The organism is Hyphomicrobium sp. MC8b (genome assembly GCF_905067615.1).
In the GTDB taxonomy this organism is placed as follows: domain Bacteria; phylum Pseudomonadota; class Alphaproteobacteria; order Rhizobiales; family Hyphomicrobiaceae; genus Hyphomicrobium_B.
Genome location: NZ_LR898465.1, coordinates 1,627,223 through 1,649,327, shown reverse-complemented (window position 1 = coordinate 1,649,327; position 22,105 = coordinate 1,627,223). Strand labels below are relative to the sequence as shown.

Annotated in this window: 18 protein-coding genes and 1 pseudogene; 15 read left to right on the top strand and 4 right to left on the bottom strand. The window is 59.2% G+C overall.

The features are described from left to right. Window positions 1-82: 82 nt before the first annotated feature. The gene (locus tag ACLB1Z_RS08025; protein ID WP_409562836.1) at window positions 83-667 is read right to left on the bottom strand and encodes a Crp/Fnr family transcriptional regulator; all 585 of its coding nucleotides are present in this window, start codon (window positions 665-667) and stop codon (window positions 83-85) included. Between the two features lie 430 nt (window positions 668-1,097). Between ACLB1Z_RS08025 and ACLB1Z_RS08020 the strand changes: the two genes are divergently transcribed. The 3 genes from ACLB1Z_RS08020 to ACLB1Z_RS08010 all read left to right on the top strand — a co-directional run bounded on the left by ACLB1Z_RS08020 (window position 1,098) and on the right by ACLB1Z_RS08010 (window position 4,088). Next, the gene (locus tag ACLB1Z_RS08020; RefSeq protein ID WP_409562835.1) at window positions 1,098-1,790 is read left to right on the top strand and encodes an OmpW/AlkL family protein; all 693 of its coding nucleotides are present in this window, start codon (window positions 1,098-1,100) and stop codon (window positions 1,788-1,790) included. Between the two features lie 158 nt (window positions 1,791-1,948). Continuing rightward, the gene (locus ACLB1Z_RS08015; protein ID WP_409562834.1) at window positions 1,949-2,992 is read left to right on the top strand and encodes a phosphatase PAP2 family protein; all 1,044 of its coding nucleotides are present in this window, start codon (window positions 1,949-1,951) and stop codon (window positions 2,990-2,992) included. Window positions 2,993-3,110: 118 nt separating this feature from the next. Then, entirely contained in the window at window positions 3,111-4,088 is a 978-nt protein-coding gene (locus ACLB1Z_RS08010) for a cation diffusion facilitator family transporter (protein WP_409562833.1), read from the top strand. Between the two features lie 486 nt (window positions 4,089-4,574). Here ACLB1Z_RS08010 and ACLB1Z_RS08005 read toward each other — a convergent pair whose 3' ends face one another. After that, on the bottom strand, window positions 4,575-5,096 hold the full coding sequence (locus ACLB1Z_RS08005; RefSeq protein WP_409562832.1) for a single-stranded DNA-binding protein: 522 nt from the start codon (window positions 5,094-5,096) through the stop codon (window positions 4,575-4,577). A gap of 394 nt (window positions 5,097-5,490) precedes the next feature. Here ACLB1Z_RS08005 and ACLB1Z_RS08000 point away from each other — a divergent pair, with 394 nt between their 5' ends. From ACLB1Z_RS08000 to ACLB1Z_RS07990, 3 genes are all read left to right on the top strand, one after another. Next, entirely contained in the window at window positions 5,491-5,859 is a 369-nt protein-coding gene (locus ACLB1Z_RS08000) for a YkgJ family cysteine cluster protein (RefSeq protein WP_013946982.1), read from the top strand. Window positions 5,860-5,911: 52 nt separating this feature from the next. After that, window positions 5,912-6,328: a VOC family protein gene (locus ACLB1Z_RS07995; protein ID WP_409562831.1), complete on the top strand. Its 417-nt coding sequence runs from the start codon at window positions 5,912-5,914 to the stop codon at window positions 6,326-6,328. Window positions 6,329-6,971: 643 nt separating this feature from the next. Continuing rightward, complete coding sequence (locus tag ACLB1Z_RS07990) at window positions 6,972-7,364, top strand: GFA family protein (protein WP_409562830.1); 393 nt, start codon at window positions 6,972-6,974, stop codon at window positions 7,362-7,364. A gap of 159 nt (window positions 7,365-7,523) precedes the next feature. Here ACLB1Z_RS07990 and ACLB1Z_RS07985 read toward each other — a convergent pair whose 3' ends face one another. Continuing rightward, window positions 7,524-8,138, bottom strand: coding sequence for a hypothetical protein (locus ACLB1Z_RS07985; RefSeq protein WP_409562829.1), 615 nt, complete (start codon window positions 8,136-8,138; stop codon window positions 7,524-7,526). 472 nt (window positions 8,139-8,610) lie between these two features. Here ACLB1Z_RS07985 and ACLB1Z_RS07980 point away from each other — a divergent pair, with 472 nt between their 5' ends. From ACLB1Z_RS07980 to ACLB1Z_RS07960, 5 genes are all read left to right on the top strand, one after another. Then, entirely contained in the window at window positions 8,611-10,419 is a 1,809-nt protein-coding gene (locus ACLB1Z_RS07980) for a cation:proton antiporter (protein ID WP_409562828.1), read from the top strand. 136 nt (window positions 10,420-10,555) lie between these two features. Next, window positions 10,556-13,561 (top strand): excinuclease ABC subunit UvrA, encoded by a 3,006-nt coding sequence (gene uvrA / locus ACLB1Z_RS07975; protein ID WP_409562827.1) that lies wholly within the window; start codon window positions 10,556-10,558, stop codon window positions 13,559-13,561. A gap of 61 nt (window positions 13,562-13,622) precedes the next feature. Beyond that, window positions 13,623-14,108 carry a cupin domain-containing protein gene (locus ACLB1Z_RS07970; protein WP_409562826.1) on the top strand — a complete coding sequence of 162 codons (486 nt, stop codon included), beginning with the start codon at window positions 13,623-13,625 and terminating at the stop codon, window positions 14,106-14,108. 226 nt (window positions 14,109-14,334) lie between these two features. Then, the gene (locus ACLB1Z_RS07965) at window positions 14,335-16,110 is read left to right on the top strand and encodes an ATP-dependent nuclease (protein ID WP_409562825.1); all 1,776 of its coding nucleotides are present in this window, start codon (window positions 14,335-14,337) and stop codon (window positions 16,108-16,110) included. Window positions 16,111-16,822: 712 nt separating this feature from the next. Continuing rightward, window positions 16,823-17,296 carry a VOC family protein gene (locus tag ACLB1Z_RS07960; protein ID WP_409562824.1) on the top strand — a complete coding sequence of 158 codons (474 nt, stop codon included), beginning with the start codon at window positions 16,823-16,825 and terminating at the stop codon, window positions 17,294-17,296. Between the two features lie 120 nt (window positions 17,297-17,416). On the opposite strand, the gene ACLB1Z_RS07955 is transcribed toward ACLB1Z_RS07960, so the two are convergent. After that, on the bottom strand, window positions 17,417-17,851 hold the full coding sequence (locus tag ACLB1Z_RS07955) for a hypothetical protein (RefSeq protein ID WP_013946972.1): 435 nt from the start codon (window positions 17,849-17,851) through the stop codon (window positions 17,417-17,419). On the opposite strand from ACLB1Z_RS07955, the gene ACLB1Z_RS07950 reads away from it, so the two are divergent. From ACLB1Z_RS07950 to ppk2, 4 genes and pseudogenes are all read left to right on the top strand, one after another. After that, a complete protein-coding gene (locus ACLB1Z_RS07950) occupies window positions 17,851-18,123 on the top strand; it encodes a hypothetical protein (protein WP_409562823.1) in 273 nt (90 codons plus the stop codon). The genes ACLB1Z_RS07955 and ACLB1Z_RS07950 overlap by 1 nt on opposite strands. 165 nt (window positions 18,124-18,288) lie before the next feature. Beyond that, window positions 18,289-20,019: pseudogene (locus ACLB1Z_RS07945) on the top strand (SulP family inorganic anion transporter). A 24-nt stretch (window positions 20,020-20,043) separates the two neighbouring features. Continuing rightward, window positions 20,044-21,105 carry a calcium/proton exchanger gene (gene cax, locus ACLB1Z_RS07940; protein ID WP_409562822.1) on the top strand — a complete coding sequence of 354 codons (1,062 nt, stop codon included), beginning with the start codon at window positions 20,044-20,046 and terminating at the stop codon, window positions 21,103-21,105. Between the two features lie 154 nt (window positions 21,106-21,259). Next, window positions 21,260-22,093, top strand: a complete 834-nt coding sequence (gene ppk2, locus ACLB1Z_RS07935; protein ID WP_409562821.1) for a polyphosphate kinase 2 — start codon at window positions 21,260-21,262, stop codon at window positions 22,091-22,093. The last annotated feature ends 12 nt before the right edge of the window (window positions 22,094-22,105 follow it).

Below are 22,105 nucleotides of genomic sequence, written 5' to 3'. Positions count from 1 at the left end.
TTGGAAGTGGAACGCCTTCCACATCGGTCATCTCAGCCAGCAACCAAAGACGACAATCATCGCGTTGCTGAAAGAAAGCTCGTCAGCGGATAACCGGCAACCGCCCATTGCCATGAGCGGCGACGATGGCTTCGCTCATCGGGCAGCGGTCCATCAGCGCCCGCCAGTCGCGCACGACGATCTGGAAGCGTCCACGGCGCTCGATGATCCGCGCCGTGTTGAAAGCCGAGAACGTCCGCGAAATCGTATCGGCATTGAGCGACAGGTAGTCGGCGATGCTATAACGCGACAGCGGCAGCTCATACGCGATCATACCACCCGACGAAATACCCAGCCGCGTCCCCGCCTCGATCAGAAACGCCGCGACGCGCTCTTCTGAATTGAGAATAGACATCTCCGCAGCGTGCATCTGCGCCCGCGCATTCTGATCGTTGATGCGCGCAAAGATCGTCTGCCAAAGCTGACTGTCGCGCGCCGCCTCCTCGGCGAATGCTGAAGCCGTCAGCTTCCAGAACTCCGCCGGCCGCTGCGAGACCAGCGCCAAATTCGACAATGGCGGCTGCATCTCGGGAACGAGAACGTCCCCCGGATAGAGTAACGCGGTAATGACGCGTACATCCGATCCTGGCGCACCGCCTTCCATGCCGGCAACACCTTTCGCCGCCACGTAGACATTTCCCGATCCGAGAGAGGAAAGCGCATATCGATTGCCAAGGCGAACGAACTGCGCGCGGCTTCGAAGCCTGCCAATCCCCGCTAATCCCGGTTCCAACTGCACGCGGTCTTCACTGCGTGGCGTCAATCGTGAGGCAACGTCATATGTCATGGGAGCATGTGGCCCGACTCGCGCCGGCATATCCGGCCATTCGGTTAGTGTTATCCAACCGTCACGAGACGTAGCATTTGATGTGAATCAATAAATGCCGTGTCGCTCGTGTCACAGCGAACCCAATCACGCCGCCGCTCTGACTCCCATCAGGAGAGAGGCTTAGAGCGCTCTGTGCCTTCCTCCGCAACGCAACGATAACTCGAAAGGGAGCCATCGAGTCGAACGCGACTTTGCGATGGCAGGAAAATTTGAAGAAGGGGAATTGAGAATGCGGCGGCTTGGGATAGGGACGTTGACGGTGCTTGCGTTGATATCGGCGTCGGCATCGGCGCGGGCTGGCGACTACAGCGGCGACACTTTGGTTCGTGTCGAGGGCTCTGTTGTCGTTCCGGACTCCGGCGCGCACGTCTATAGCGGCGGCACCACATTGTCGGGCGCCGACGCCGAGATCAGCACGGAAACGATCCCGTCACTCACGATCACCCATTTCTTTACCAAGAACATCGCGGCTGAACTTTTCTGTTGCTTCGCCAAGTTCAGCGCCGAGGGCAAGGGCGCCATCAACGGCACCAACCTCGGAAACTTCTGGGCTTTCCCGCCAGTGGTCACGCTGCAATACCATATGGACCCGATCATGGGCTTCAAGCCATATGGTGGCGTTGGTTTTCAATACATCCATTACTTCAATACCAATAGTGGCGAGCTCGGCGGCAATCTACACCTGAGCGACTCCTTCGGCTTCGCCCTCCAGGGCGGCGTCGACTATGAAATCGGAAACGGCTGGTATTTAAACGCCGACGTCAAAAAGATCTGGCTGGATACCGATGCAAATTGGCGCGGAACGGGCATCACCGCCAAGGTCGACGTCGATCCCCTCATCGTCTCGGCCGGCGTTGGCTATCGCTTCAACCTTGCCGATCTCCTCAGCGGCCGCAGCAGCGAATCCGTGCCGCTGAAATAAACGCCCGACCAGAACCGGCAGCGAGACCAATAAAGGCCCGGAGTTTTCCGGGCCTTTATGCTTAAATCCTAACGTATCTTAAGGGATATTCCGCACCGGCTTAATGCGCCTTTCAGCATTTTCGGCCTATCCCTCAATCCCATCTTTGGGATTGCAGAATGTCGAACTTACCCTGGGATTTGGTCTTTCAGGCAAATGAGCCGGATCGGTCCGCACAGGATCGGCCGACACTCCGAATTTTCTGGGCCCGTGCTGCCAGACCGTCTTGGTGGCTCATCGGACTGACAACAATCATCCTCGTCGCCGGCTGTACGATCGGACCGTTCAAATACGGCGACTGGGTCGTGACACTCAATCGCCTGGCATTTGTCGTCGTCTTCCTTGGAGGGGCCATTTCGCTCAGCAACCGCGGATATCTGCGGTCTGCCCTCGCTTTTGAAAGCGTGGCGGTCACTCTTGCCGTGGCGTTCACCATCCCTGGGCTTTCGACAATGGCTGCATCGCTCGACATGCCCTATCAGGATGCTGCCCTTCTGGCCGCGGACCGAACGTTGGGCTTCGATTGGCGCGCGATCGTGGAATGGACGCGCGACCGGCCGGATCTGTCTGTCACCTTGTCCTACGTTTATAAAAGCTTGCTGTGGCAGCCGCTGATCCTTTTTCCGCTGCTAGCCCGCTATAACCCTGAACGCCTGCGGCGCGTTCTCGGCACGTCGACCGTCGCGCTGCTCATCACGATCGCGGTCTTCACGTTCGTTCCGGCGCAAACGGGATATGTGTATCTCGGTTATACGCATGCCGATTTTCCGGACATGCGAACGAATACGGCATGGGGCGTGGCGCACATTCTCAACGCCATCCGCGCCGGAGAGCGCCAACTGTCGCTAAATGGCTTGGTCACCTTCCCAAGCTATCACGCGGTCGGCGCAATGCTGCTCGCTTACGGCTGGTTGGCCATACCAGCGCTTCGCTGGATTTTTGTTCCGGTCAATATCCTGATGCTCTTTTCGTGTGTGCCCATCGGATCGCATTACGTGGTCGACGTGTTTGGCGGGATGGCGCTCGCGCTGGTGTGTTACCCGGCAGTCAGCCGATATTTCGCAACCACCGACGCCGGCACAACGTCCTGGCCATCGCGGCATCTAACTGCGACCGCCAATACGCCCCTCCCTGCCGAAAGGTCCCTGCCTCAAGTCGTCTAGTTCCGGCCATCGCTGCTAACGCTACGCTCAATCATCGAGACGCTGGCCTAGAGCGGGTGGACGCGCTCCCTGTCGATCGGGTACGCATAGCCGAACATCATCGAGGGAGACCAGAAGCGTGGACACCGGCGGATCGAAAGCCGTTATCGTCGTTGCATTTGCCTGTAACCTAGGCATTGCCGCCGCAAAATTCGTGGCGGCGGCGTGGACGCAATCTTCTGCGATGCTCTCAGAAGCCATTCACTCGCTCGTCGATACGTCCAACCAGCTTCTGCTGTTTCTAGGGATCAAGCGCGCCGCAATGCCTGCCGACGCTCAACATCCATTCGGTTACGGCAAGGAAATCTATTTCTGGAGCTTCATCGTCGCGATGGTGCTGTTCGCGCTCGGCGCCGGCGTTGCGATCTACGAAGGCATCGAAAAGATGCTCCATCCGCACCCGATACACGACGTCTACGTCGTCTACATCGTGCTGCTCGTCGCGATGGCCCTCGAAGGTTTTTCGACGTGGAAGGCCGTCGGAGAATTCAATACGCGACGCGGCCCGTCGGGCCTCGGGTTCATCGCAGCGCTCAGGGCATCGAAAGACCCTTCGCTGTTTGCGATCGTGCTTGAAGATAGCGCCGCGATGGTCGGCCTGACGATTGCGTTGATCGGCACATTCGCGGCTGACTTCGGCGGCTACGAGCAGGCTGACGGCATCGCCTCGATTTTGATCGGCTGCGTGCTGGGCTTCGTTGCCATTTTCATGTCGGGCGAAATTCGCTCGTTAATCGTCGGCGAGTCGGCGTCGCGCGCAGTCCAAGCCGGGTTGAATGAAATCATCGCCAAGGAAATCGGACGTGACAAACCGATCCGCACCATCAACGAAATCCGCACGATGCATCTGGGACCGCAAGACGTGCTGGTCACGGCCAGCGTCGACTTCGAAGACTGGGTGAGTGCCCGAACCGTCGAAGACGTGACCGGCCGTTTGCAGACCGCGATCAAGGCTCGTTACCCGGAAGTGCAGCACCTCTTCATCGAGGTGCAGTCGGAGAAAGCCTTCCAGTTCAACAAGACCAAGGCGCCAATCGCAGCGGGCGTTGCTCATTAGGCGCTTTCTGCTTTCTGGGGGCTTAGCAGTTCCGCGCCATCCGGTCGGCTCCCTGGAGAGAGTTGGCAGACGCGTCGAACGAGGGTCATCCTCGGGCCGGGGCCGTGGATGACCGTGTTTGGCGCGATACCATCCCCAAACGTCATCCCGGCGAAGGCCGGGATCCAGCCATGCCTCGACACCGAACATATTGATATCTGCCTGGGTGCCGACCTCCGTCGGCATGACGGTGGTGATGGGACCGCGCGACCACAACGGAAAAGCTATCAGTCTTCTTCAGAAAACGCGGGCCGGTGTTCTCACCTCCGACGTCATCCCGGCGCCCTTGCGCGGCCAGCGGCGCGAAGGCGTCGGAAACGACAACTCAGGAACTTCCGTGCGAGACGGCCGGCTCGCGGAACGCGTGGCGCCACGCGAAGCTAGAAGACTGCCTCACCAAGCCCATTGCTTCCGGCCGGCTCCGCCAAGCGGAGTCGGAAGCGACCATCAGAAGGGTATCTCATCGTCGAGCGCTTTGTCGAAGCTCGGCTTCGAACCGCCGCTCCTGGAACCCGACGCGCGCCGGGGTTCACCACCCGAACTCGAACCGAAACCGCCGTCTGACGCGTAATCCGGACCGCTCTCTTGCATACCAATCGACGCGCCGCGTCCGCCGCCTGCGCCATCAAGCATCGTCAGCGTGCCGTTGTAGCCCTGGATGACGACCTCGGTCGAATACTTCTCCGCGCCAGACTGATCCGTCCACTTACGCGTCTGCAGTGCGCCTTCGATGTAGAGCTTCGCGCCCTTCTTCACGTACTGCTCGATGATCTTGCACAACGGCTCACTGAAGACGACGACGCGATGCCACTCGGTCTTTTCCTTGCGCTCACCCGTCTGCTTGTCGCGCCAGGTATCGCTCGTCGCGATGCTCAAGTTGGCGATCGGGCGGCCATCCTGCGTGCGGCGGATCTCCGGATCCTTGCCGACATTGCCGACCAGAATAACTTTGTTGACCGACCCTGCCATTTCACTCGTCTCCTTGACTGAACGTGACTGAACGCGAGGAACGCAACCGCGTTCCCTCGCGACGACCGGCGGCATGCTCGCCAGCCGGCATGAATAGTTGCATAGACGCGCCATTCGGATAGCGCGGAATCGTTCTGACTTTAAAGGCTCTCCCCGCCACCTTCTTCACTTCATTTATCGTTCTCCACGGCCTAATCGACCGGGCGGGGACAGCAATGTTCTCTCATTGTTCTATATAGCGCCCGCCCCACTAGGCGCAAGCAAATTAACTCATCGCGCCACGGTCTCACCGGAATGTCGCGTTCGCCGCGAATGCCGTCTTGACTGCCGCGCCGCATGATCTAAGGCCGTTACCCAGAGGATGGCGTGCGCACGCGGGAGCACCAAAGCCGCAATGGCTCAGTACAATTGTTTGAATTGCCCAGGATACTGCTGTTCGTATCCGGTCATTGCGCTGAACAAGCGCGACGTGGAACGCCTCGCCAAGCATTTCGACCTGAAATACGAAACCGCGAAGCGGCGCTTTACGCGCGAAGCCCACGGCCACAAGTACATCATGCGCCGCCAGCGCGATAAGCACTACGGCCGCATCTGCCAGTTCTTCGACACCAAGAAGCGCTGCTGCACGATCTATAAGGCGCGCCCCGCCGCCTGCCGCGCATACCCGGGCTCCGGTCGCTGCGGCTACTACGACTTCCTGATGCACGAACGCCGTGCCCAGAACGACGACAAATTCGTCGCGATCACGAACCACAAGGATTAGGGTTTCGACATCGCTGCCGCTTCGGCATTCTCAATCTTGATGCGGGATGACGATGAGCTCTCCGACTGACGGTCCCGCCGTAGTTCCGGGCGCCTATTATGCCGATCTTGGATCGGCGATTGATTGGCTGGTATCGGCGCTCGGCTTTCGCGTCGTCGCATCCTACGATGGTCCCAACGGTAAAGTCGTGTTCGCAGAACTTGCCTGGCGGAACGGAATGATTTTCGTCTCCACGATTCCAGCCGACGGGGCATGGTCGAGGGTCGGGAAAACCTGCATCTGCCTCGTTGCGGAAAACGTCGACGCGGTCGAAAATTATCATCGCTTGGCGTTAAAAGCCGAAGCGAAGCTCCTTCGCCCTCTTCGCAGGACGAGTTCGCCGGCATTTCCCGACGGAGTGATGGGGTTCGATCTTGAAGATCCCGAAGGAAATCTTTGGACAGTCAGCGAATACCAACCGGCACCCTAGCGGCCCGTCGCTTTCGGCCGGCTCCGCGAAGCGGAGTCGGAAGCGACAACAAAAAACTTCGCCAACAATAAAAAACTAACCCCGCCGAATCCTCGGATTCGCGCGGGGCTGTGTTTTTTACCTTCGATGGTTCGCCCAGACTAAAACCGGGCCTTTGAATGCGAGGCTCTAGCGGCCGCACGGACCGCCTCCCTCGTGTGAGATATCCAAATTGTAGCAGCGAGTGCAGCTGAGCCAAGCGTGGCCACAATCTCGAGAGCGCTTGTCAAGCTGCTGACCCCGTGAACAAGTCTCGAGGTCCTGATTGATAACCCGGTGGAGTCATCTCCTCTCCTCGATCTGTTTCAACGTCACGCCTACCACGTTCCACATGCGCCTCACGGGACCCATACGCACCACGTGAAGCCCTTGCGGCTCGCGTCTCCATTCCGCAGCTCATCGACCCCTCGGCCGAGACGCAATTACCGGAACAGCTAGCGAGAGCGGCACCGTCACAAAAAGAAATGTGTGCCTCAAAACCCCGGTCGTCAAGTTGTCATCAGGGAGAAAGCGATCACAATTCTCATCGGTAATGTTTGAAATTCGCGCAATATCAGTGATTTTACTGCGAGCCGCATCGCCGTTCGAAGGATATTCGTTGCTAATGACCGTTCACGCCACAGGAAGCTGCCATTGCCGAGGTGTCCGCTATGAAATCGGCGGCGAACTCAACCCGATCCTCGCGTGTCACTGTTCGATATGCGCGAAGACGAGTGGAAATTACGCTGCGATGACGAGCTGCGCCGCCGCAGACATAAAATTGCTGAACGACGAGACGCTGCGCTGGTACCCGTCGTCGGATGCCGGCAACCGCGGCTTCTGCATGCGCTGCGGTAGCAATCTCTTTTGGCAGTCCCCCGGCAGCGAAGAAATCTATGTCACCGCCGGAACGCTCGACAGACCGACGGGCCTCAAGATCAAGGAGCACATCTTTGTCGGCTCGAAGTCCGATTACTACGACATCGCCGACGGCCTGCCGCAGAAGGACGAATGGTGAAACATCCGTCGCTTCCGGCCGGCTCCGCGAAGCGGAGTTCGAAGCGACAATCAAAAACTGCCGTGCTCGGCGGTCAGCGCGCGGAACGCGTGTCGCCGAGCACTATCAAAAAACTCTCCGCGCCTTCCTGCCGGCTCCCCGGAGGGGAGTCGGAAGTCGCTACTTTATAGGACACGCCTTATCGCAAGGCACACTCGCGCTTTTCTCGACGGAGCCGCGGAAAATCGAAACGGTTTCGCGCGTGCACTGTCCGCCGGATTGCACGACGCGAATGATGTTGTCGCCCGACTTCGCCTGGCACAGCACCGTCACATCCTGCGCAACATTGAACGGCACGTCCCGCCGTGCGGCTTCATCCGCCATCGCGCGCGATACGATCAAGTCCCACAAGCTTGCCGTTTTCGAAACAGGCTTCGGCAACTGATCGAATGCAATCCATTCGTAGTTGACCTGACCGTCCGCGCTCTTCACGCGGATCGAGATGTCACCGGTCTTCGCACACGATCCGACCTCAACCTGCGCATTGCCCTGCGTCGTCAGCGAACGATACGCGATCCGGCAGTCGAAATTCTTCTCCAGCAACGCTGCCTGCGCCAGGCGATGATCGACCTGACTGAACGGCACGTCGTTCTTCCAGGAGAAATACAAGTTGCGCGCGGTCGGCACGGCCGCGGCGACGGATACCGCAAGCACCAGCAGCTTGACCACCGTCAGCGTCCGGTTCACCGGATGAGCCGGATGTGAAAAGTTGAGAAGAGACGGCGCGTCGCTCACGTGATGCCCCCATCGATAACGATCCGCGGTTCATTTCCGCGACGCTTACCCTGCCGTCAAGGCTGAATGCTGACGGCATCCTGACAACCACGTGAATATCACCGCATGAACACCGTTCCCCGCGGGGCGGGTGTCCTCATTGTAATCGCGCGGGCTGATCAACCACCGTCATGCCGACGAAGGTCGGCACCCAGGCAAGTATCCGTATCTTCGGTGTCGAGGTTTGACTGGATCCCGGCCTGCGCCGGGATGACGTTTGGGGGGACGGGCGTCGCGGAAACACCGTCCTCCCCGAGGCAAAGCCAAGATGAACAGGGGAACCCACGAAGCCGCACCCTTGGCATCAGAACCTGGTCCCTAAAACCAACTCCCTCATCTTTGAAATCTCCCGCCTAAATTCCCGCGGGGCTTGATTGTTTCGCCTTGAGCCGGGCAAACTGAGGAACGGCCTTCAGGAGGTGCCGCATCTGGAATGGCCCACGATACCCCGCTCATCGCTACGATCGTCGTCGGCCTATCGCTGGCCTTCATTTTCGGAGCCATCGCCCAGAGATTTCGCATCTCTCCTATCGTCGGCTACCTGCTTGCCGGCGTCGCCGTCGGCCCCTTCACGCCGGGTTTCGTTGCCGACCAGGGCCTCGCTAACGAACTCGCGGAAATCGGCATCATCCTTTTGATGTTCGGCGTCGGGCTGCATTTCTCCATGTCGGAGCTGCTGGCGGTGCGCGCCATCGCCGTGCCCGGCGCCCTCGTCCAGATCGCCGTCGCGACCGCGATGGGCGTCGGCCTCGCGACGACATTCGGATGGTCGTTGGGTGCAGGCCTCGTCTTCGGTCTCGCACTCTCTGTCGCCAGCACGGTCGTGCTGCTGCGTGCGCTCCAGGAACGACGTCTCGTCAAATCCGATCAGGGCCGCATCGCGGTCGGCTGGCTGATCGTCGAGGACCTCGTCATGGTCCTGACACTCGTGATCCTGCCCGCCATTGCCCCGCTGCTGAGCACCGAGAGCGCCAACGCGGCGGGAGCTCACTCGCCGAACGAATTGGCGATGACGCTCGCCGTCACGCTTTTGAAAGTCGCCGCATTCGTCGCCGTCATGCTGCTCGGCGGCCGCAGGCTCATTCCGGCGATCCTGCACCACATTGCGCACACAGGTTCGCGCGAACTGTTCCGCCTCGGCGTGCTGACGATCGCGCTCGGCGTCGCTTTTGCAGCGGCCAAGCTGTTCGGAGTCTCGCTGGCGCTCGGCGCCTTCTTCGCCGGCATGATCTTGAGTGAATCTGAATTGAGTCAGCGCGCAGCCAATGAAACGCTGCCGCTGCGCGACGCCTTCGCGGTCCTGTTCTTCGTGTCGGTCGGGATGCTGTTTTATCCCAATATCATCGTCGAAAATCCGCTGCGCGTCGTGGCCGTCATCGCGATTATCATTGTCGGCAAATCACTTGCCGCATGGCTGATCGTCCTCGCCTTCGGCCACGGCATGCGCACTGCGCTGCTGATTGCCGCCAGCCTCGCCCAGATCGGCGAATTCTCGTTCATTCTCGCCGGACTCGGCGTGACGCTGAAGTTGCTCCCTGTCGAGGGGCGTGAACTGATCCTGGCGGGCGCGCTGCTCTCGATCATGCTCAACCCGCTGCTGTTCCTCGCCGTCGAACGCTACGGCCCGGCTCTGTCGGCCGAACCTCCGAAGCCGAAAGAACCGGCGCCCGCGGGGCAAGTCCCAGGACAAGTCGCAGGGCAAGCTCCCGGTCAGGCGCCCAGCGCCGCTGAGCCCCAGACAGCCAAACCGGCATCAGAGCTGGCCCATGTCACGTCGAAAACCGGCCACACCGTCCTGGTCGGCTTCGGCCGGGTCGGAAGCGTGATCGGCGAGAAACTGATCGAACGCGGCATCCCGCTGTTCGTCATGGACGACCGGGACGACACCGCCCAAACGCTGAAAGCTCGCGGTCTTGACGCCGTGGCCGCCAACGCCGTCACCGATCTGGCGTCGGCCAATCTGAAGGACGCCCGCGCGCTGATCGTCGCCATTCCCGACTGCTTCGAGGCTGGCCAGATCGTCGCCCAGGGCCGCGCCGCCAATCCCGGCCTGCAGATCATCGCCCGTGCCCATTCGGACGCCGAGGAAGCCTACCTGAAGCAATACGGAGCCTCCGACGTCGTCCAGGGCTCACGGGAAACGGCTGGAGCCATGATCGTCGCTCTCGACACGCCCTCGCCTGCCCCTATCGTCGACCCGGACCCGGCCCGCACGCCGGACAATCCCCCAGACGCCGGCTAGGACGCCACCGAATAACCAGCCGGACAGCCAAGCGTCACGGTCGCGGGACTGTTTTATGCCGCACCCCGCCCCCATATTGCCCCCGCGCCGTCGGGTTCCATTGCCAGTCCCGCCACCCCTCGGCTAGACGGTTCTCATGGCCAAATCGACAAAACCCAATTCCCGCCCCGCCTCCGAGCTGATGAAGACCATCCACGTCCGGGGTGCGCGCGAACACAACCTCAAAAACGTCGACATCGAAATCCCGCGCGACGCGCTCGTCGTATTCACGGGATTGTCGGGGTCGGGCAAATCGTCCCTCGCCTTCGATACGATCTACGCCGAGGGTCAGCGCCGCTACGTCGAGAGCTTGTCGGCATACGCCCGCCAGTTCTTGGAGATGATGCAGAAGCCGGACGTCGATCACATCGACGGCCTGTCGCCCGCCATCTCCATCGAACAAAAGACGACGAGCAAGAACCCGCGCTCCACCGTCGGCACCGTGACGGAGATCTACGACTACCTCCGCCTGCTGTTCGCCCGTGTCGGCGTTCCTTATTCGCCCGCGACCGGCCTGCCGATCGAAAGCCAGACCGTCGCGCAGATGGTCGATCGCGTGCTTGCGCTGCCCGACGGCACGCGCCTGCTTCTGCTTGCTCCCGTCGTGCGCGGCCGCAAAGGCGAGTACCGCAAGGAAATCGCCGAGTGGCAGAAGAAGGGCTACCAGCGCCTCAAGATCAATGGCACCGTCTACGCGATTGAAGACGCGCCGAAGCTCGACAAGAAATACAAACACGACATCGACGTCGTCATTGACCGCATCGTCGTGAAGAAAGACATCGGCACCCGCCTCGCGGACTCATTCGAACAGGCGCTGAAACTGTCCGACGGCCTCGCCATCGCCGAATACGTCGACAAGCCGCTGTCGAAAGCCGAAACCGAAGGCGCCAACAAGTCGAAGAACGACACACACGAGCGCATCCTATTCTCGTCCCGCTTCGCGTGCCCCGTGTCGGGCTTCACGATCGACGAGATCGAGCCGCGCCTGTTCTCGTTCAACGCTCCCGCAGGAGCCTGCCCGGTCTGCGACGGCCTCGGCTCCGAACTCCGCTTCGAGCCCGACCTCGTCGTGCCCGACGGCGCGCTCTCGCTCGAAAAAGGCGCGATCTTCCCGTGGGCGAAAACCGGCGTCTCATCGCCCTATTACGAGCAGACGCTCGAAAGCCTCGCCAAGCACTACAAGATCTCGATGAAGACGCCGTGGGAGAAGCTGCCGAAGCACGTCCAGCTCGCGCTTCTGTTCGGCTCCGGCGACGAGGACGTGACGTTCACCTACTGGGACGGCACGCGCAATTACTCCACCGAAAAGCCGTTCGAAGGCGTCATCGGCAACATCGCCCGCCGCTTCAAGGAAACCGACAGCGATTGGGTCCGCGAGGAACTCTCGCGCTATCAGGCCGCGCACCCGTGCGAAGGCTGCAAGGGCTTCCGCCTGAAACCGCAAGCTCTCGCCGTCAAAGTCGGCGGCAAACACATCGGCGAGGTCTGCGATCTCTCGATCAAGGCCGCCAACGTCTGGTTCAGCGAGATCCCGAAAACCTTCACCAAGCAGCAGTCGGAAATCGCGACGCGCATCCTGAAGGAAATCCGCGACCGCCTGAAGTTCCTGAACGACGTCGGCCTCGAATACCTCACCCTCTCGCGCTCCTCGGGAACGCTGAGCGGCGGTGAATCGCAGCGCATCCGCCTCGCCTCGCAGATCGGCTCAGGGCTAACCGGCGTGCTCTACGTGCTCGACGAGCCGTCGATCGGCCTGCACCAGAAAGACAACGACCGCCTGCTCGAGACGCTGAAACACCTGCGCGACATCGGCAACACCGTCATCGTCGTCGAGCACGACGAGGACGCGATCATGACCGCCGACCACGTCGTCGACATCGGCCCCGGCGCGGGCGTCCACGGCGGCAAGGTCATCGCGCAAGGCACGCCGCAAGACATTATGGACTCACCCCAAAGCATCACCGGCGAATACCTGTCCGGCACACGCTTTGTCCCCGTCCCGAAAAACCGCCGCGCGCCCGACCCCAAACGCATGCTCACCGTCACCGGCGCGCGCGAGAACAACCTGAAGAACGTCACCGCGTCCGTCCCCGTCGGCCTCTTCACCTGCATCACGGGTGTCAGCGGCGGCGGAAAATCGACGCTGCTGATCGACACGCTCTTCAAGGCCGTCGCGCGCAAGCTGAACAACGCCAAAGACCACCCCGGCGAGCACGACAAGATCACCGGCATCGAGCACTTCGACAAGATCATCGACATCGACCAGTCGCCGATCGGCCGCACGCCGCGCTCCAACCCCGCGACCTACACCGGCGCCTTCACGCCGATCCGCGAATGGTTCGCCGGCCTGCCCGAAGCCAAAACGCGCGGCTACGAACCGGGTCGCTTTTCGTTCAACGTGAAAGGCGGCCGCTGCGAGGTCTGCCAGGGCGACGGCGTCATCAAGATCGAGATGCACTTCCTGCCCGACGTCTACGTCACGTGCGAGGAATGCAAGGGCAAGCGCTACAATCGCGAAACGCTCGCCGTCACCTTCAAGGAGAAGTCGATCGCCGACGTTCTCGACATGACGGTCGAGGAAGGCGCCGACTTCTTCAAGGCCGTGCCGTCGATCCGCGACAAGCTCGAAACGCTCGCGCGCGTCGGCTTGGGCTACATCCACATCGGCCAGCAGGCGACGACGCTCTCGGGCGGCGAGGCGCAGCGCATCAAGCTGTCGAAGGAATTGAGCCGCCGCGCGACCGGCCGCACGCTCTACATCCTGGATGAGCCGACGACGGGCCTGCACTTCCACGACGTCGCGAAACTGCTCGAGGTGCTGCACGAGCTGGCGGACGCGGGCAACACCGTCGTCGTCATCGAGCACAATCTCGAAGTCATCAAGACCGCCGACTGGATCATCGACCTCGGCCCCGAAGGCGGCGACGGCGGCGGCACGATCGTTGCTGCCGGCACGCCCGAAGACATCGTAAAGGTCAAGGAAAGCTACACCGGGCAGTACCTGAAGCCGGTGCTGGCGCGGAGCGCGGCTTCCGGCCGGCGCGCCGGAGGCGTGTCGGAAGCCGCAAACAAAAGAGCGAGCAAGAAGCAGGCGGCGGAGTAACTCTCTTCCCTCTCCCCGCTCGCGGGGAGAGGGTTAGGGTGAGGGGCTGACGGAGAGTACTTTGGCCGACGACGAAGCAAACCCGCCGCTCGCGATCAAAGCCGAGGACGCGCCCCTTCGCACCAAACCGTCGAACTATCCGGAGCCCTTCTTCAGCCGCATGGGCAAGCGCGAGAAGCGCCCGCTCGGCGACATCTTCGGTCTGAAGAACTTCGGCGTGAACCTGACGCGGCTTCTGCCGGGCGGCGAGTCCGCGCTGCTGCATCGCCACAGCAAGCAGGACGAGTTCGTCTATATTCTCGAAGGCACGCCGACGCTCGTCACCGACACGGGCGAGATCGATATGGAGCCCGGGATGTGCGCGGGCTTCTCCGCGGCAGGCATCGCCCATCACCTTGTGAACCGGACGACGCGCGACGTCGTCTATCTCGAGATCGGCGACCGCACCCCCGGCGACGAAGGCAGCTATCCGAGCGACGACCTCAAAGCCTCACTCGGCCCGGACGGAAAGTGGCAGTTTACGCGGAAGGATGGGAGTGGGTACTGACAGCCTAGGAGCGGCACCGATCAACGCTTGGCTGTATCGCAAATTCCATCCCGCCAATACCATTCCTCCAATTAGACTTTCGTGAGGGCAGAGTCCGCTAGTCCCACGCTCTTGGTTGCTTTAGACATTACAGCCTCGACGACCCGATTGACCGCATATCCGGATTCAGAGCAGCCGATATTGTGAATTTAGAAGATCGACAAGAATTGAGGGAGAAAATTATAGAATGAAAATAAAGAGATTCAAAATACTGAACTACAGCAGCTTTGAGAACTCCGGCTGGATAAATCTTGATCCCGGAATAAATCTATTTATTGGACAGAACAACTCGGGCAAGACGGCGCTATTGCGAGCATTATCGGGGCTATTTGACGGAAACCCTCACCGCACACTCGAAAATTACCTTGAGGTTCGCTTGCAGTCACCCCTGCTCTACGTCGATTTGGAACTTACCGGAGCTGAACTCGAAACGGCATTTCTTCAAGGAGGCCAAGACGTTTACTGGGGACCTCCGGACAACGCTTTACCGATAGATCAGTCGGCGATCTTTAGTTTCCATCTAAAGAGAAAGCCTCAGAATAGGCTTGAACACGTTGACGATAACACCAGATTGCTATCCAGGCTCCGGGTATCCGACGGGACATTGAAATTTTCCGGAAGATACGAAAAATCCCAAAACGCCAATGAGTCCATCTCTCCCTATTTTGATCAAAAGTTATTTTACTTTGACTCTCAACGCTTCTCGATCGGACGGTGCGACGTAAAAGAGAATCCATATCGACTGCATTTTCAAACAAGAAATTTACCTGCTGTTGTCAATGAAATGCAGGGTAGATACAAAGACAAATTCGAAACATTATGCAGATATCTGCGTTCGATATTCCCAACTGTTCACTCAATATCAGTGAGCACCGCTCCGGGAAATCAAAATGAATTTGTAATTTGGATATGGCCGACGAAAAACCAGTCGCAGCCCGAGTTCGCATTCGAACTCAACAGCTGCGGAACCGGAGTCGCCCAAGTTATTGCAATCCTGACGGTATTGCTCGTGCTTGACAATGCAGTGATCGTGATCGACGAGATCAGTGCTTTTCTACACCCACTGGCTATAAAATCGCTACTGCGCATTATCAACTCATATTACCCGGAACACCAATACTTAATTTCCGGCCATTCAACCGATGTTCTCGCACATTCGTCGCCGTCAACCGTTCACCTTATCCGCCGGCACGGATTCAACTCAACGGTCGAAAGTCTCAATCTAAACGAAGTCGCATCGCTGCGTTCGGCGGCCCAGGAACTCGGCATTTCTATGTCTGACGTATTTGGTGCCGATGGGATAATTTGGGTGGAGGGTCCCACCGAAGCAAATTGCTTTCCATTCATTTATACGGAACTTATTGGCGAAATTCCCCAGGGAACCACCTTCTCGCCGGTTGCTTCGACCAGCGACTTCAGTGCCAAAGGCGTAAAGGCATCGAGGATCATAAACATCTACGAGACGATCTCGAAGCACACCAGCCCGCTAATCAATGCCATTGCATTTAGTTTAGATCGCGAGCAGTTAAAGCCTGAGCAGATAATAGAAATAGAAAAAAAGGCCAACGGCCGATTATTATTTCTTCCTCGTCGCTGCTTCGAATGTTACTTAATCGATCCAGATGCGATATGTGCGCTCATTACTTTGCATATGCCGGACCTGATAGGCACTATAACTCCAGAGAAAGTGCTCGAAGTTCTTTTCAAACTCGGAGAATCGTCTGAGTTTTCTAGCGAAAAATCCTGGTCCGAAGATATCTATGATGAAGTGTGGCTCACCCAAGTGGATGGAGCCCGGCTTATCGCCAAGGCAATCACCTCACTAACAGATGCAAAGCTGAGCTTTGATAAAGTTCGCGACACAATCACGTTGAGCCGGCACATAGTTCAGCACCGCCCGTCTGCGTTCAACGATCTAAAATCATACCTTTCAAAGTTGATGTCGAAAGTATGCAGCGAATGACGCCTTTTTTATCGGCGCATCGCGCCTTCCTTCATCGAGCCGGCCGCCCGCGCACTCAAAAAAACTTATCCCCGCCCTCTCCGCCTGCACGATAATCCCCTCACCCATCCGGCAAGGGCATCGCGCGAGGCGTCGCGCGGCGCTCGGGTGGGACAGCCCGACCCGCTCGCCTCACGCGCGCGATGCGGACAAGGCGGAAGGCAGGTCCGCACGGGGTGAGAAACCCGTGTGCGGAGCACCCCGCTTCATTAAGTGACCTGTCCAGAACCCTGTTCTCGGTCTCGTCACGAAGCGGACCGGTTCCGAGACTGCTCATTGCGAAGACCACGCCGCGGAACCCGTCCGCTTCGTGCTTTATTGCTTGCACACGGCGACTCCCCTCCGGGGAGCCGGCCGCCGTGTGCATTTGCTGCGTCACGCCGGCCGTTGGCGCATGCCTATGTCTTCGTCCTTCGCACTTGCGTTCGAGCAAGCCCGCGCCTTCCGGCCGGCGCGCCGCCGGCGTGTCGGAAGGCGCAAAAGAAAAGCAGTCGCCATGCGCAAATCAAAAGGCGTGTCGCCTCGGCGCAATCAAGAAAAAGCGCATCTATGATGTCGGAACGGGAATGCCGAGACCGTCTTAAGAAAGCACCGGTCGCGCAGCATCAGTCGCGGCTTCCGGCCGGCTCCGCGAAGCGGAGTCGGAAGCCGCAAACAAAAAGGAGCCCAAGTCATGTCCAAGAGCCGGATCTGCGTCTGGTACGACAAGGAGGCCGAAGCCGCCGCCCGCTTCTACGCGAGCGTGTTCCCGGACAGCTCCCTCGACGCCGTCATCCGCGCGCCGGGCGACTATCCCTCAGGCCATGAGGGCGACGTCATCGTCGTCGAATTCACCGTCGTCGGCATTCCGTGCATGGGCCTCAACGGCGGACCGGGGATCAAGCACAGCGAAGCGTTCTCGTTTTCGATCTCAACCGAAGATCAGGAAGAAACCGACCGCTATTGGAACGCCATCGTCGGCAACGGCGGCCGCGAGAGCGAATGCGGCTGGTGCAAGGACAAATGGGGCGTCAACTGGCAGATCACCCCGCGCGTGCTGACCGACGCGCTCGCAGCCGGCGGCGATGAGGCCAAGCGCGCATTCTCAGCCATGATGACGATGAAGAAGATCGACGTCGCGGCCATCGAGAAAGCGCGACGGGGGTAACTCCGCGCAGGCTGCCGCTCGACGAAGGAGCGTCGGCCAGCGCATAACATCCCCGCGCTTTGAGGCCGGCGCGCGGAACGCGTGTCGCAAAGCGCCAACAAAAGCAGAGTCTCCGGGCGCCTACCACGCCAGCGACATTGCCACCTCGCCGGGCATCCCGCCGGGAAAACTTATGATTTCCGCACGGAGCTTGTACCCCAGGGGGCGTAGCTCCGTATCGTAGAATTCATACGCATCTTTTGCGAAACCCGTAAGCGTCGTCGGCCATTCCGGATCGGCAATGTTGATGCGGCGGCCGCCGTCACTGCAGTAGCTCGACGGGAACGTGATGACCTGCAGATGGTGCTGGCCATTTTGAGCGGCAATTCGGATGGCATTATTGACGCGATCAATCGCCAGGGCTTTTTCTGCGACTTTGCGCGACATGAACGCTTCGCGCAGCTCCTTATCCTGCTGCGCTTTCTTTTTCTTGAGGTCTCGCTCTCGATTGTATTCTTCCGTTTCCGCATCGAGCGAAATCATCTTCAGGTCTTCGGGTCGCAAGAGCCCAGGCATTGTTTTTCTCCTTGGATCTTTTCAATTCCCCCCGACTTCAATGGCGTTTCGAACATCCGGTGCTTTTTGGATTCATGCTCGTGTTAGCGAGCGCTTCTTTGACTGAGAACGTCAAGAAATATGCAGCAACTCAGGAAAAGATCAGTCTGCACACTATGTTCGTTCAGGATATTCCGACGCCGAAGAAAATCAAGATTGGAAACCGGAGCAGCATACGGATCGCCCGCTCGCTGCAAGAAACTTTTAACGCCAATCTATCATCGCGCACTTGACGGCAATCAAGGACTTCGCAACGGCACAGCACACCTATTGCAGCAAAATTTGAGCGGCGTACCTTATCCCGGCAGCGCATGCTCAGTCTGCATATGGGGCCTTGAATGACCGTTGACCCCACGGCGACACGAAGCCCGACCCAACGCCCGGTCTTGCGCCCCCAAATGGCAGGTGATCGCGGCGCAGCGGAGCGTTGGCTTCCGGGCCTGAATACGCTTAAGCACTATCAGCCGAGCTGGATAAAGCATGATGTGGTTGCGGGCTTGGTTCTTGCGACGATGCTTGTACCGGCGGGGATCGCATATGCAGTCGCGTCGGGTTTGCCGGGGATTTACGGCCTCTACGCGACGATTGTGCCGTTGATCGTCTATGCCCTTTTCGGTCCGAGCCGCATCCTTGTTCTTGGTCCGGATTCATCCCTTGCTGCCGTCATCCTCGCTGTAGTGTAGCCCCTCTCGGGCGGCGATCCAATGCGGGCAGTGGCGCTCGCAGGAGCAATGGCGATCGTATCCGGCGTCGTCTGCGTCGCAGCAGGCCTTGCGAAGTTAGGCTTCGTCACCGAACTTTTGTCGAAGCCCATCCGCTATGGCTACATGAACGGCATCGCCCTGACGGTATTGCTGAGCCAAGTGCCGAAGCTGCTCGGATTTTCGATTGAAAGCCAGGGCCCCCTGCGCGACATCATTGCGATCGGTAATGGTGTTACCAGCGGCAAGACGAATTGGACCGCGTTCGCGATCGGCGCTGCAACGTTGGCTGTCATCCTGCTTCTCAAGCGCAGCAAGGTTGTTCCGGGCATCTTGATAGCAGTCATTGGGGCTACCGCCGTCGTCGGCATGCTGGGTCTGGCGCAGAGTGCCGGCGTTTCAGTCCTCGGGCCGCTACCCGAGGGTTTGCCGTCGTTTCGCATTCCCTGGATTTATTCGACAGATTTCGCGACGGTCCTGTCGGGTGGCCTCGCCGTGGCCTTGATCTCCTTCGCCGACACGAGTGTTCTTTCGCGGGCATATGCTGCCCGAACGAGGACATATGTCGATCCTAACCAAGAACTTGTCGGATTAGGCGCGGCCAATCTCGCGGCGGGATTTTTTCAGGGCTTTCCGATCAGCAGTAGCTCATCGCGGACCCCCGTCGCGGAGGCCGCAGGCGCCAGGTCCCAGATGACGGGTATCACTGGCGCGCTTGCAGTTGCCTTACTTATCATCGCCGCACCCAATTTATTGCAGAACTTGCCCACGAGCACGCTTGCGGCCGTCGTCATAGCTTCGGCAATCGGGCTGTTTGAAATTCAAGACCTGATGCGCATCTATCGGATGCAGAAGTGGGAATTCTGGCTTTCTATCGTATGCTTCGCCGGTGTCGCCGTGTTTGGCGCAATTCAGGGCATCGCGCTCGCGGTCATCATCGCCCTCGGGCAATTCCTCTGGGATGCATGGCGGCCTCATTATGCGGTTCTCGGCCGCGCCGAAGGCATCAAAGGCTATCACGACATCAGCCGATATCCCGATGCGCGCCGCATTCCGGGGCTTGTGCTTTTCCGTTGGGACGCGCCTCTTTTTTTTGCGAATGCAGAGCTGTTCCAGGACTGCGTGATCACGGCGGTTGAAACCGCACCAACGCCAGCGCGATGGGTTGTCGTCGCCTCCGAACCTATAACGAACGTCGACGTCACCGCAGCCGACACGGTGGCGGAACTCGACCGCACGCTACAGAAAGCAGGAATCGCACTGTGCTTCGCCGAGTTGAAAGACCCGGTAAAAGATAAGTTGAAGCGCTTCGGTCTGGTGAAACAACTCGGCGAACAAGCGTTTTTTCCGACGATCGGCGCAGCCGTCAGCGCCTATCTGAAAGAAATCCCGGTCGATTGGGTCGACTGGGAAGATAGGCTGCCATAGCGCGCGCGGCATCAGGAGAAAGCGATGTGGAATTGGCTGCTGTGCTTCGCCCCTGTCGCTGTGGCGCTTGAGTATCTCGCCCCAAATCAGCACACATATATATTTCTCGCGTCCGCCGTCGCCATTCTGCCGCTAGCAGCCTGGCTCGGACGAGCGACAGAACAACTCGCAGACCGCGCCGGCGAAGGTGTCGGCGGCCTGCTCAATGCGACTTTCGGCAACGCCGCGGAACTGATCATCGCCCTCGCAGCGTTGCGCGCCGGATTGCACGATATCGTAAAAGCCACCATCGTCGGCTCGATCGTCGGCAACATTCTTCTCGTGCTCGGCGCCGCTATGCTGGCCGGCGGTTTGCGCCATCATGAGCAGCACTTCAACGCTGCGGGAGCGCGAGCGCAAGCGACCATGCTGACACTGGCGGCTATTGCGCTCGTCATTCCCGCTGCTTACAGCGCGCTTGTCGGTGAACGCTATAGCGGAGGCGAGAGCACACTGAGCATCGCTATTTCTATTGTGCTTCTCGTTCTCTATGGGCTTTTTCTCATTTTTTCCGTGCGTACTCACCCCAACTTCTTTCTGGCCTTGACCGCACCAAACAATAGCGAACACAGAAAAAACTGGCCGCTCGGCCAGGCGATTGGGGTTCTTGCAGCGTGTACCGTGGCAATTGCCTGGCTCAGCGAAATCCTGGTCGGCGCGATCGAGCCAACGGCACATGCGTTCGGTTTCAGCGATCTCTTCGTCGGCGTGTTCGTGGTCGCCATTCTGGGCAATGCTGCCGAGCACGCGACTGCGGTGACGGCCGCCTTGAAGGACCGAATGGATCTCAGCCTATCGATTGCCATCGGGTCGAGCGTTCAGGTCGCGTTGTTTGTCGCTCCCGTCCTGGTTCTTTTAAGCTTTTTCGTCGGCGCCTCCCCTATGAACTTGCTGTTCGGAAAGGGCTTGGTGCTCGCGGTGTTCCTCGCAGTCGTCGTAACAGGGCAAGTTGCCGGAGACGGCCGCTCGGATTGGTTGAAGGGCGTTCAACTTTTAGCCGTCTACTTCATACTGGGGATCGCTTTCTTCCTGACTCCGCAAGTCTAGTTTGCGCTTCCGCGGAGTTCAGTCGTTCGCATCGCAATAACGAATTTACTCAGATAGACCGTATTCGGATCTTTCTAACGCAGGCAATATCGGCAACAGTGGGCGGCACATTGCATTAAGGACGGCGGGGCACGCGGTTTGCTGAGGCAATGACATGGAAGACAGTAAGAGCGCTGACGCTCCCACCTTGGAAAGCGAACGACCCAGAAATCACAACAAGCTGAAACGCAAGGATTACGAGCGCGAACTGAAGCGTCTGCATACCGAACTCGTCAAACTACAGGAATGGGTTCGCCACGAGCAGAAAAAAATTTGCATCGTATTCGAAGGCAGGGACGGTGCCGGGAAAGGCGGCACGATCAAAGCCATTACGGCGCGTGTCAGCCCGCGCATCTTCCGCGTCATTGCGCTTCCGGCTCCGACCGAACGCGAAAAATCTCAAATGTATATTCAGCGCTATCTGCCCCATCTTCCGGCGGGCGGCGAGATCGTGATCTTCGATCGCAGCTGGTACAATCGTGCAGGCGTCGAGCGCGTCATGGGCTTTTGCTCGGAAAAGCAGGTCGAACGCTTTCTCAGAATCGTGCCTTCGGTTGAGAAGGCCATCATCGATTCCGGCGTAATTCTGATCAAATACTGGCTCGAGGTCAGTCCCGATGAGCAAACGCGTCGCCTTGAGGCGCGCATCGACGATGGCCGTAAGATCTGGAAGCTCTCGAATATGGATCTGAAGTCCTACACCCGCTGGGATGACTATACGCACGCGCGCGACGAGATGTTTTCAGCCTCCGACACCGCATGGGCGCCCTGGTATGTGGCGTACTCGGACGACAAGCGGAAGGCACGGCTCAATATCATCGAGCACCTTCTCAGTCTTATTCCCTACGAGGACATCAAGCGCGACAGGATCAAGCTGCCGAAAAGAGAAGTGAGCAAACCCAAGAAGCATAGCGCCCCCGCGTTCAAGCTCGTCCCTGAACCGCATTGACGACATGAACCA

Bases quoted from the DNA above. Each gene is read 5' to 3' on its own strand.
- ACLB1Z_RS08020 (WP_409562835.1), top strand. From the start codon at position 1,098: ATGCGGCGGCTTGGGATAGGGACGTTGACGGTGCTTGCGTTGATATCG.
- ACLB1Z_RS08015 (WP_409562834.1), top strand. From the start codon at position 1,949: ATGTCGAACTTACCCTGGGATTTGGTCTTTCAGGCAAATGAGCCGGAT.
- ACLB1Z_RS08005 (WP_409562832.1), bottom strand. From the start codon at position 5,096: ATGGCAGGGTCGGTCAACAAAGTTATTCTGGTCGGCAATGTCGGCAAG.
- ACLB1Z_RS08000 (WP_013946982.1), top strand. From the start codon at position 5,491: ATGGCTCAGTACAATTGTTTGAATTGCCCAGGATACTGCTGTTCGTAT.
- ACLB1Z_RS07995 (WP_409562831.1), top strand. From the start codon at position 5,912: ATGAGCTCTCCGACTGACGGTCCCGCCGTAGTTCCGGGCGCCTATTAT.
- ACLB1Z_RS07990 (WP_409562830.1), top strand. From the start codon at position 6,972: ATGACCGTTCACGCCACAGGAAGCTGCCATTGCCGAGGTGTCCGCTAT.
- ACLB1Z_RS07980 (WP_409562828.1), top strand. From the start codon at position 8,611: ATGGCCCACGATACCCCGCTCATCGCTACGATCGTCGTCGGCCTATCG.
- uvrA (WP_409562827.1), top strand. From the start codon at position 10,556: ATGGCCAAATCGACAAAACCCAATTCCCGCCCCGCCTCCGAGCTGATG.
- ACLB1Z_RS07965 (WP_409562825.1), top strand. From the start codon at position 14,335: ATGAAAATAAAGAGATTCAAAATACTGAACTACAGCAGCTTTGAGAAC.
- ACLB1Z_RS07960 (WP_409562824.1), top strand. From the start codon at position 16,823: ATGTCCAAGAGCCGGATCTGCGTCTGGTACGACAAGGAGGCCGAAGCC.
- ACLB1Z_RS07955 (WP_013946972.1), bottom strand. From the start codon at position 17,851: ATGCCTGGGCTCTTGCGACCCGAAGACCTGAAGATGATTTCGCTCGAT.
- cax (WP_409562822.1), top strand. From the start codon at position 20,044: ATGTGGAATTGGCTGCTGTGCTTCGCCCCTGTCGCTGTGGCGCTTGAG.
- ppk2 (WP_409562821.1), top strand. From the start codon at position 21,260: ATGGAAGACAGTAAGAGCGCTGACGCTCCCACCTTGGAAAGCGAACGA.